This window comes from Mesorhizobium sp. M6A.T.Ce.TU.002.03.1.1, from assembly GCF_003997275.1.
In the GTDB taxonomy this organism is placed as follows: domain Bacteria; phylum Pseudomonadota; class Alphaproteobacteria; order Rhizobiales; family Rhizobiaceae; genus Mesorhizobium; species Mesorhizobium mediterraneum.
This window is the reverse complement of record NZ_RZTI01000133.1, coordinates 7,501-16,969: the sequence shown is the minus strand read 5'-3', so window position 1 is coordinate 16,969 and position 9,469 is coordinate 7,501. Positions and strand designations below refer to the sequence as shown.

Sequence of the window (9,469 nt, the reverse complement as noted above, 5' to 3'; positions counted from 1 at the left end):
GACGTCGGCCGTGCGCTCTCTCGAACACGAGAAGCACGAAGAATCAAACATCGAAGAGGAGCTCGAGGAAGGGCTCGAGGACACGTTTCCGGCCAGCGATCCGGTGTCGATCACCGGGACTTCCATTTCCGGCGCTCCCGCAAGGCCCGGCAAGGCCAAGATCGTGGCCGGAATGAGGAAGCGCAGGAAATAGCTTCCATCAGGCTCCAGCGGAGCCGGGCTGAAATGGCCACGAAAACGGGCGGTCAGGATTTCCTGCCGCCCTTTTGCTTTCGAACCTCAGAACGTGCTGGGCACGATCCACGGATCGATGTCGATGCCGAGTCGCGGCTCCCTTTTTTCAGTAGAGCCATCGCGAGTGACCGAGCCTGCCTTTTCCACCGATCCGGTCGTGCCGCAATCGAGCTTGATGTTGGTGTCGGCGCAGGCGGCCGGCGCCTGCTTGCCGGGCTGACTCTGGCCGGCGAGGGCCGCGCCCGACAATGCCAGGACGGCCGCGAAGGTGAGGATTGTCTTTTTCATTGTCTGTCTCCGGTTTCGGCGGCTGAACTTTTTTGTACATGTACGGTGTAGCGTACATATACGCCCGACAGTCGCGGGGTTCAAGCCGGAAGTCGTACATGTACGAACAATTTTATTTGAATGTTGGGAATCGTATTCGCCGGCACGCGCCGAGTTGCGCATGGGACGCCATTCACCCGTGCCGTACAAGATCTTCAACTATCCGAAACCGAATCACCCCTTCAGCAGTTGACCGGCGTTTCGGTCAGCGGCGGCACGTCCTGCGTGGTCAGCCCGGCAAGCGTGAAGTCGCACATCCGCTTCACGAAAGCCTGCTGATCGCCGAACGGATAAAATGGAAAGGTGATCAGCAGCGAGATCGTGCCGTGGCCGACCGCCCACAGCATGGTGGCGATGGCGCGTGGGTCGCCCTTGAGCCTGCCGGCGGCAACGCAGGCCTCGACTCTGCTGATCAGCACCTTCATCAACGGGTTGCCCTCTTGCATCTCGGCGAAGGTCCTACCTTCCGGCGGTCTGGTCTTTTCCGTCATGAACACCGTGCGGTATTCGTTGGGATTGCCGAGGCCGAAGGCCGCGTATTCGGTCATGATCACCTGCAGCGCCTCGATCGGATCGTCGGCCGGATGATCCTCGATACGCTTTGCCAGAGTCTCGAACGCATCCTCGGCCAATGCGAACAAGATGTCCTGTTTGTCGGCGAAATAGGAATAGACCGACATCGGAGCATAGCCGACGCGCTTGGCCAGCTTGCGGATGGTGAGGCCTTCATAGCCTTCCTCCTGCACGAGCTTGTGCGCCGCATCGACAAGCTCGGAGCGCAGTTCGGCCTTTTGTTTCTCGCGGCGTGTCTGGACGCTGAGCTGCAATTTGCCTGCCTTTATCCGTTGGTGGTTGGCTAAATTATATACGCTGTACGGAAACGGACAAGGCGCTGTCAAAACCAGCTTGAGCGTTCCGACATGCCCGTTTTCTTCTCACGTGAGGTGTTACCCCGACCCAAACGGGCAACATCGGGCCGTTACAAACGACCGATAGTTCGCGGCTCTGCAAAAATTTCCGTTTTGGGGAGGCCGATATGGCCACGACTGAGCTTTCGTCCGGCGTGTCGGACGTGGATCCACTTTCTCATGGTGCCAGGCTGGCGCTCAGGCGAGTCGTCATGGTTGCATGGTTGGCGATCGCACTCGGCTTCGCTATGGAGGCCCTTATTCTGGCTGGCAGATTTGCAGCAGGCTCCCACCCGGCTACCACCCAGGTCCTGATCGAATTGGCGCAAGACGTGACATGGGCGTTCTTCGTCTGCGCCGGCGTCAGCCTCGGCACGGCGCTCGCCAAGGTGCGAGCCTCGCTCGGCGGCTTGATCAGCGCGATCTCGGCGCCACTGGCGATGGGCATCGCCAAGGGGACGCAAAAGGTCATGGTAAGTGCGCTTGATGCGGCCGCAAAGCCGGCCATCCTCTCGCTCACGACGTTGGGGGTGCTGCGGGCGATCGAATACGGCCTGCTCGGCTGGATACTGGCCTCGCTGGCGTCGAAGGAAGAACCCCGTCCGCTCCATTTCGCGCTGGCAGGCGCCTTGATAGGAGCGGTGTTCGGCGGCGGAATCACGGTGCTGACGATCGAGACGGCCGCGGCGAAGGACGTCGCGCTTGCCCTGCCGCAGGCGATCGCAACCGGCCTCAACGAGATCGTGTTTCCGATCGGTTGCTCACTGGTCGTCTACATCGCTCTGCAGATCGGCCGGCACATGAAGTTCGTCTCCAGCGACGCTCGCTGAGCCGTCTATGCCGCCTCTGGCTGGCGCTCGATCAGGGTCAGCGTCAGCCAGCGCGCGGTCAGGGCCGGCTTTTTCGAACCCTCGATCTCGATGGTCACGTCATGCGCCGTCTGCACCCAGCCCGATGGCCTGACCTTGACGTCGGCCAGCACGAAACGGGTGCGGATGCGCGCGCCGGTCTTCACCGGCGCCAGGAAGCGCAGCGAATCGAAGCCATGATTGACGCCCATCTTGCTGTTTTCGAGCGGCGGCATGGTCTCGAAGGTCATCGCCGACAGCAACGAAAGCGACAGGAAGCCGTGCGCGATGGTGCCGCCGAACGGCGTCTCGCGCTTGGCCCGCTCCGGATCGCAATGGATGAACTGGTGGTCGTCGGTGGCATCGGCGAACTGGTCGATCATGCGCTGCGAGACCACCCGCCACGGCGACACGCCGACTTCCTTGCCGACGCTGGCCAGAAGCACATCGAGACTGATCGGTTCCACGCTGATGTCCTCCATTTCAACCGTCCGGAGCGCGAGCGGCTTCATTCCTTGAACAGTGTCAGCCCATGCTGCACCGACTGCCCGCCATCGATCGGCAGGATGGCGCCGGTGACATAGCTGCCGGCACGGCTGCACAAATAGAGCGTTGCGCCGGCAATGTCATCCGGCGCGCCGATGCGACGAAGCGGAACATGGCCGCCGACATGGTTGGCCTGTTCCTCGGTCGCGGTGGCGAAGGCGGTCATCCTGCTCTGAAAGGGCCCGGGGGCGAAGGCGTTGACGGTAATGCGACGGGCGGCGAACTCGATCGCAAGCGTGCGCGTCAGATGGTGAACCGCAGCCTTGGAGGCAGAGTAGGAATAAGCGTCGTCGGCCAGCGGCTGTGTGCCCATCACCGAACCCAGATTGATCACCCGGGCCGGATCGGCGTCGCTGGCGGCGGCATCGAGCAGCGGCAGAAGCTCGCGCGTCAGATGGAAGACGGCAGTGACATTGACGCCGAACACCTTGGCCCAGGCATGGTAGGGGAAGCTTTCCAGCGGCGCCCCCCAGGAAACACCGGCATTGTTGACCAGGATGTTCAGCCGCTCCGTCCGTGCCTTGACCTCGGCGACCAGCGCCGCGATGCCAGCCTCGCTGGAAACATCCCCGGAAAAACCCTCGGCCCGGCCGGAGCCGCCGAGGCCGTTCAATTCGCCGGCAACCTTGATGCAATCCTCGCCCTTGCGCGAGGCGATCATCACGGTGGCGCCAGCCCTGACTAAAGCGGTCGCCGCCATGCGGCCGATGCCGGTCGCAGCCCCGGTCACCAGCGCGGTCTTGCCGGCGACAGAAAACAGCTCGTCCAGATAGCTCATTGTAGGGTCTCCGCGCCTTTGCTTCGCGGCCCCGGGGGGCGGCGTCGCGTTGACAAGACTATTCGAACTACGATCATCTCTGCCGCGGGTAAAGTGCCAAGGCCGAGGCGACCGAGTGCCGTCTGAGCTGACGAAGCCCAACGGCACGGTGTTCATCGGGATGCAGCTGCCGAATGATTGCGAAACGCCCGCTGAAGGCGGCCTGACCTGAACCTACTCCGCCGGCTCGACATTGGTGTAGGCGGCTTCCTCGAGCTCGCGCTTCAGCCGTGATGCCTCTTCCACCTTGGGTGTGACGAAGCGACCGAGCAGGAGATAGGCGACCGGGGTCAGGAATAGCGTCGAGACGGTGGCCAGGCCCAGCCCGCCAACGATCACCCAGCCGAGCGCGATACGCGCCTCGGCGCCGGCGCCGCTCGCCAGCACCAGCGGCACGCCGCCGAGCACGGTGCAGATCATCGTCATCATCACCGGCCGCAGCCGGATGGTGGAGGCCTGCTCGATCGCCTCGCGCACGCCAAGCCCGCGGTCGCGCAACTGATTGGCGAACTCGACGATCAGGATGCCGTTCTTGGCCATGACGCCGACCAGCAGCACTAGGCCGATCTGGCTGTAGGCGTTGAGGCTGGTGCCGCTGAGCAAAAGGGCAAAGATCGCGCAGGCGAGGCCGAGCGGCACTGTCGCCATGATGATGACCGCGCTGACGAAGCTCTCGAACTGGGCGGCGAGCACCAAAAGGATGATGACCAGCGAGAACCCGAAGATGGTGATCATGGCACTGTTGGTTTCGCCCAGCGTCGCCGCCTCGGCCAAGGGGACGATGCGGCTGCCCGGCGGCAGGAGCGGCGTGGCGATTGCCTCGGCGCGGGTGAGCGCCTGGCCGAGCGCGAAATCGCCGCTGAGGTTGGAGGTGATCGCCACCGACGGCTGTTGCTGCTCGCGGGTCAGCGAAGGCGGCACGGCGCGCTCGGTCAGCGTGGCAATGGTCGACATCGGCACGAAGCGGCCGTCGGCCGTCTTCAGGAAGATATTCTCCAGGTCGGTTGGATCGTTGATCGGGTTGGTCGTCGAGACGAGCTTCACCCCGTAGCTGCGGTCGGCGATATAGACGTCGACGACATCATTGCCGTCGAGCATGGCCTGGAAAGTGTCGGCAAGCCCGGTGATGTCGATGCCGAGGTCCGAAGCGCGCTCGCGGTCGATGGCTACGGAAAGCTGGGGTTGCGTCGGGTCGACGGAGAGCCGGGGCGACTGGAAGCGGGGATCCTTCTGCATCTCGGCGATGATCTTCACCGCAGCGTCGCCGAGTGCCGCGCGATTGTTGCCGACCAGCGCGAACTGCAGGCCATTGCCGGCGCCGCGAATGCCGAGGCTGTTGGGCTGCATCGGAAAGACGCGCACGCTCGGCACCTGCCGGGTGAGCCGGCTGATGTCGGCCATGATTTGCTGCTGGCTGCGCGTGCGCTCGTCCCAAGGCGCCAGCGTCATGACCATGAAGCCGGCATTGTAGGCGCCGTTCCGGCCGGCGCTCTCGAACGTGTTGCGGATTTCGCCGGAATCGCGCAGCGGCTGGATCAGTTTTTCGATCTTCTCCATCTGCTGCGTCGTGTAGTCGAGGCTGACCCCTTGCGGCGCGTCGACGCGCATGAGCACGACGGCACGGTCCTCGGTCGGCGTCAGTTCCTGGCGGATCGTGCCAAACAGCGTGAAGGCGGTGGCTGCAAACAGCAGCGCGACCAGAAGCACGATCCACGGCGCGTCGAGGCAGATGCGCAGGCAGCGCCGGTAGAGCGTGTTCAGCGCGCCGCCGATGCGGGCGCCGATGCCGCTGCCGCCTTCGTGGTGAAGCGGCGCGGCCGACAGCATGCGTGAGGCAAGCATCGGACAAAGCGTCAGCGCCACGACGGCGGACAGAAGCACCGATATGGCGAGAACGAAGCCGAATTCGCGGAACAGGCCGCCGGTCTGCCCGGGCAGGAAGGAGATCGGCACGAAGACGGCGACCAGCGTCAGCGTCGTGGCGATGACGGCGAAGAACACTTCCTGGGCGCCGAGCACGGCAGCGGCGCGTGGTCCCATGCCTTGGTTGCGTCGTCGCACGATGTTTTCCAGAACGACGATGGCGTCGTCGACGACCAGGCCCGTCGCCAGCACCAGGGCGAGCAACGTCAATATGTTGACCGAGAAGCCGGCGAGATAGATAGCGGCGATCGTCCCGATCATGGCGACCGGCATAGCAAGCCCCGGAATGAGCGTCGCGCGCCAGTCGAGGAGAAACACGTAGATGACGATCAGCACGATGGAGACGGACAGGCCGAGGGCGATCTCGACCTCATGCACCGCGCCGTTGACGAAGACCGCATCGTCGCTGGTGACCTTGATCGACATGCCCTGAGGCAGGTCTGCCTGCAGTTTGTCGACGGCGGCCCTGACGCCAGTCGAAATATCCAGCGTGTTCGATTCCGCCTGGCGGATAATGCCGAGACCGATGCCAGTCTTGCCGTTTGAACGCAATGTGGTCTGGCCGATGTCGGGGCCAAGCGTGACGGTGGCGACGTCGCGGATGCGGGTCGTGCCGCCGATGATGATGTTCTCGAACTCCTCCGGCGTGGTCACGTCCGCCGTCGTGCGCACGATGAGGTCCTGGTTGGTCGTGGTGATCGAGCCGGCCGGCGAATCGAAAGCGACCGAGGCCAGCGCTGCCCTCAGGTCGGCGACGGTGAAGCCCAGGCTGGCGAGTTTGTTCTGGTCGACATCGATGCGAAAGATCTTGTCGCGGTCGCCATAGACCTGGACGTCGGCGACGCCGGGCACGGCGGCAAGCTCGTCCTCGATCTGGTCTTGGACCAGCACTGTCATGTCCTGCACCGACATGGTGTCGGAGGTGACCGCCAGCCGCATCACCGGCTCGGAATTGGCATCGGCCTTGACGATGCGCGGCGCATCCGCCGTGTCCGGCATCTGGTCGGCGACGCGGCCGACGCCATCGCGCACATCGGAGGCGGCGACGTCGAGGTCGACGCCGTCGTTGAATTCGATGGTGACGCGGCTCGTGCCGAAGGACGAGGTGGACGAGATCGACTTCACACCGGAGACGCGGGCGACCGCGCCCTCAATCACGTCGGTCAATTCGCGGTCGACGGTCTCGGCCGCCGCGCCTTCAAAGGTCGTGTTAACGGTGACGACGGCGCGATCGACATCCGGCAGCTCGCGGATTTCGACGCCGTAGAAGGCGGCAAGGCCGGCGACCGCGATCAGCGTGTTCAAGACGAAGGCCATCACCGGCCGGCGGATGAATAGCGCGGTAAAGCCTGTGTCGCTGGCGGCGTTGTTGGAAGCGGTCATCAGCCGTCGGCGTCCGCGGCGCGCTGTTCTTCGCCGGCGATGGCGACCTCGCCGCCTTCGCTGACGCTCTGGGTGCCTTCGGTCACCACCATGTCGCCGCTGACGATCGGGGCGTCGATCAGCACGGTCTCGGTGTTGCGCTGGATGATACGCACGGCCACCCGCTTGGCCTTGCCGTCCGCGACCGCCCAGACATAGGCACCGTCCGAACCCCACTGGATCGCCAGCGGACTGACCGCCGGATAGCTGTCGCCGGGAAATTTCATGGTGATCCGGAAAGACATGCCGGCACGCAGCGTATCGGCTGGATTGGCGATCTTTGCCTTGACCAGAAGAGTACGGCTGGCTTCGTCGATATGGTTGTCGATGGCGGAAACCGTGCCGGTATAGGCCTTGTTGGGGTTGGCGATCGGCGTCGCCGACAATTGTGCGCCGACCTTGACGGCGGCGGCGAAGCGCTCCGGCACCCAGAATTCGACCAGTATGCTGGAGCGGTCGTCGAGGGTGGCGACCGCCGACTGGCTGGTCACATAGTTGCCGGCTGATATCGGCAGGATGCCGACGACGCCGGCGATCGGCGCGACAATCGAGCGGCGCTGCAAGGCCAGTTCCGCATCGCGAAGCGCCAGCTTGGCATTGGCCAGCACCACTTCGGCATCGGCAACGGCGACCGCCGTCGCGGCGTTGGATGCGCGCAGCGATTTGACCCGGACGAGCTTGGCCTGCGCATCCTGCAAAGCAACTTTGGCGCGGTCCTGTGCGATCACCTCGGTGTCGGAATCGAGGGTGGCAATGACCTGCCCCTTTTCGACATGGGCGCCGGACTCGACCACGAATTCAACGAGGCGGCCGGAACTGTAGGGATTGACCGTCACCGAGGCGTTGGCGCGGCCAGTGCCGATTGCCTGCAGGCGATCGTTGATGACGGCCGCGGCCGCCGGCAACGCGACGATGGTCACCCTCTGGCCGGCGGCGTTGCCGCTGCCTGCTTGCCCGGCCTTATCGACGGCGCCCGTTGGTGGCGTTGCGGCATAAACCCAGTCGATGCCCCAGCGCGCCAGCACATCCGGCGCGCCTGGAAAAAAGCGAACCCAGGCGGCCGCGGCCGCGACGAGGATCACAAGTGCAAAAACGATCTGTTTCCAGGTGGCCATCGGCGCTCCGGTTGGCAAATATACCGTCTACGGTTCCCAAGGTGAAGTAGACGCGACGGCACACTCCGACACGCAGGATGACTCGTCGATATCAAAGCTTTATGGCAATTCTCCCACTCGCTTGCACATTAAATCGGTGTAACGTTGATAAGGGCTACGCTTGGGTCAAATTGGATCGGCCGGCTGCCGCCGGCTTCAGATGTGGCTCCCTTTGCTATCAATCTTCTTCAAGTCGAGCCGCGGAATGAGAAAGTCCAAGAATGCTTTAACCTTGGGGGGCTGAACGCCGCCTCCTGGCCGGATCGCATAGAGGGTCGGTTCTGGCCCTGCCCACTCGGTCAGGACACGAACCAGTCTTCCAGCGGCAACGTCCGACTTGACGCGCACATGGTTGGTCATGAACAGACCAACTCCCTCCAGCAGGAACCCGTGAAGAGCCTCTGGATCGCTGGCGACGGCCACTGCTCGTACTTTGAACCGGGACCGCTCGCCGCCGCTCGATAGTGGCCATTCTACTGCCGGACGATTGAAATAAAACTCTGTCAACAGACAGGCATGCTCCGCCAGCTCCGACGGATGCTGCGGCGTTCCTGCACGTTCCCGGTAGGTCGGGGCTCCATAGATGCCCATCGGCAACGCGCCGAGCCGCCGAGCCGCGAGCATGGAATCGGGCAGGGTGCCTTCCTGGAGCCGGAAAGCGACATCGATGTCCTTGGTGACAAGGTCGACGACCTCGTGCCCAAGAAGCAATTGCGGGAGCACCTCTGGATAGAAGCGGCGAAACTCGGTGAGCAGCGGCGCGAGGACGCGAGTTGCCAGCCAGTACGGGGCTGTAATCCGAAGCCACCCGCGCGGATGTTGCTGCAACTCCGCCACTGCGTTCTCCGCATCCTCCAGATTCTTCACCACTCGCTCGCAGTGCTGGAAATAAACCGCTCCCGCTTCAGTCAACTTCAGGCTGCGCGTTGTCCGATTCAGCAGTTGTGTCCGCAGTCTGGATTCCAGCTCCTGCACCTTCCGGCTGACCCGTGTCTTCGGCACCTTGAGCACGCGCGCCGCCGCAGTGAAGCTCCCTTCCTGCACCACCTTTACGAAAGCGACCGTATCGCTGAAGTCGCGCAGCATATGGGGCCTCCAGCAAATTCGGATTGTCTCTCATTTTGAGACATTGATGTCCGAATCCGCTCGATAAACAAGCGACATCCTTGGGGGTAGATCATGATTGTCCTATCAACAGCAAACCCAACTGGAGACTACCATGATCAAATCCCTAGCGATCGCCGTCGGTGCGCTGACGCTTTCGGCAACTGCTGCCGGTGCGCAGAGCGT

General features: G+C 63.4%; 10 protein-coding genes (1 of these 10 cut by a window edge). 3 read left to right on the top strand and 7 right to left on the bottom strand.

All coding sequences use genetic code 11. The features are described 5' to 3' along the window. Positions 1–193, top strand: a 193-nt coding sequence (locus EOC93_RS27650) for a hypothetical protein (RefSeq protein WP_127206199.1), incomplete at its 5' end; no start/stop codon positions are given. Positions 194–279: 86 nt separating this feature from the next. On the opposite strand, the gene EOC93_RS27645 is transcribed toward EOC93_RS27650, so the two are convergent. Beyond that, positions 280–522 carry a DUF680 domain-containing protein gene (locus EOC93_RS27645; RefSeq protein ID WP_127206198.1) on the bottom strand — a complete coding sequence of 81 codons (243 nt, stop codon included), beginning with the start codon at positions 520–522 and terminating at the stop codon, positions 280–282. A gap of 221 nt (positions 523–743) precedes the next feature. Then, complete coding sequence (locus tag EOC93_RS27640) at positions 744–1,388, bottom strand: TetR/AcrR family transcriptional regulator (RefSeq protein WP_127206197.1); 645 nt, start codon at positions 1,386–1,388, stop codon at positions 744–746. Positions 1,389–1,597: 209 nt separating this feature from the next. Here EOC93_RS27640 and EOC93_RS27635 point away from each other — a divergent pair, with 209 nt between their 5' ends. Continuing rightward, entirely contained in the window at positions 1,598–2,299 is a 702-nt protein-coding gene (locus tag EOC93_RS27635) for a hypothetical protein (RefSeq protein ID WP_127206196.1), read from the top strand. Positions 2,300–2,304: 5 nt separating this feature from the next. Here the strand turns inward: EOC93_RS27635 and EOC93_RS27630 are convergent, their stop codons facing one another. From EOC93_RS27630 to EOC93_RS27610, 5 genes are all read right to left on the bottom strand, one after another. Then, positions 2,305–2,799, bottom strand: coding sequence for a MaoC family dehydratase (locus EOC93_RS27630; RefSeq protein WP_029348059.1), 495 nt, complete (start codon positions 2,797–2,799; stop codon positions 2,305–2,307). A gap of 26 nt (positions 2,800–2,825) precedes the next feature. Continuing rightward, positions 2,826–3,641, bottom strand: a complete 816-nt coding sequence (locus EOC93_RS27625) for an SDR family oxidoreductase (RefSeq protein ID WP_127206195.1) — start codon at positions 3,639–3,641, stop codon at positions 2,826–2,828. 213 nt (positions 3,642–3,854) lie between these two features. Further along, positions 3,855–6,986 carry an efflux RND transporter permease subunit gene (locus tag EOC93_RS27620; protein WP_127206194.1) on the bottom strand — a complete coding sequence of 1,044 codons (3,132 nt, stop codon included), beginning with the start codon at positions 6,984–6,986 and terminating at the stop codon, positions 3,855–3,857. Beyond that, complete coding sequence (locus tag EOC93_RS27615; RefSeq protein ID WP_127206193.1) at positions 6,986–8,140, bottom strand: efflux RND transporter periplasmic adaptor subunit; 1,155 nt, start codon at positions 8,138–8,140, stop codon at positions 6,986–6,988. Before EOC93_RS27615 ends, EOC93_RS27620 begins: the two co-directional genes overlap by 1 nt. 195 nt (positions 8,141–8,335) lie before the next feature. Continuing rightward, entirely contained in the window at positions 8,336–9,265 is a 930-nt protein-coding gene (locus EOC93_RS27610; protein WP_127206192.1) for a LysR family transcriptional regulator, read from the bottom strand. Positions 9,266–9,398: 133 nt separating this feature from the next. Between EOC93_RS27610 and EOC93_RS27605 the strand changes: the two genes are divergently transcribed. Continuing rightward, a protein-coding gene (locus EOC93_RS27605) for an alpha/beta hydrolase (RefSeq protein ID WP_127206191.1) crosses the window boundary here: on the top strand, positions 9,399–9,469 show its 5' portion. 709 nt of this gene lie beyond the right edge of the window; the window shows 71 of its 780 coding nt (coding positions 1–71); the start codon lies at positions 9,399–9,401; its stop codon lies beyond the right edge, outside the window.

Bases quoted from the DNA above. Each gene is read 5' to 3' on its own strand.
- EOC93_RS27635 (WP_127206196.1), top strand. From the start codon at position 1,598: ATGGCCACGACTGAGCTTTCGTCCGGCGTGTCGGACGTGGATCCACTT.
- EOC93_RS27630 (WP_029348059.1), bottom strand. From the start codon at position 2,799: ATGGAGGACATCAGCGTGGAACCGATCAGTCTCGATGTGCTTCTGGCC.
- EOC93_RS27625 (WP_127206195.1), bottom strand. From the start codon at position 3,641: ATGAGCTATCTGGACGAGCTGTTTTCTGTCGCCGGCAAGACCGCGCTG.
- EOC93_RS27615 (WP_127206193.1), bottom strand. From the start codon at position 8,140: ATGGCCACCTGGAAACAGATCGTTTTTGCACTTGTGATCCTCGTCGCG.
- EOC93_RS27610 (WP_127206192.1), bottom strand. From the start codon at position 9,265: ATGCTGCGCGACTTCAGCGATACGGTCGCTTTCGTAAAGGTGGTGCAG.
- EOC93_RS27645 (WP_127206198.1), bottom strand. From the start codon at position 522: ATGAAAAAGACAATCCTCACCTTCGCGGCCGTCCTGGCATTGTCGGGC.
- EOC93_RS27620 (WP_127206194.1), bottom strand. From the start codon at position 6,986: ATGACCGCTTCCAACAACGCCGCCAGCGACACAGGCTTTACCGCGCTA.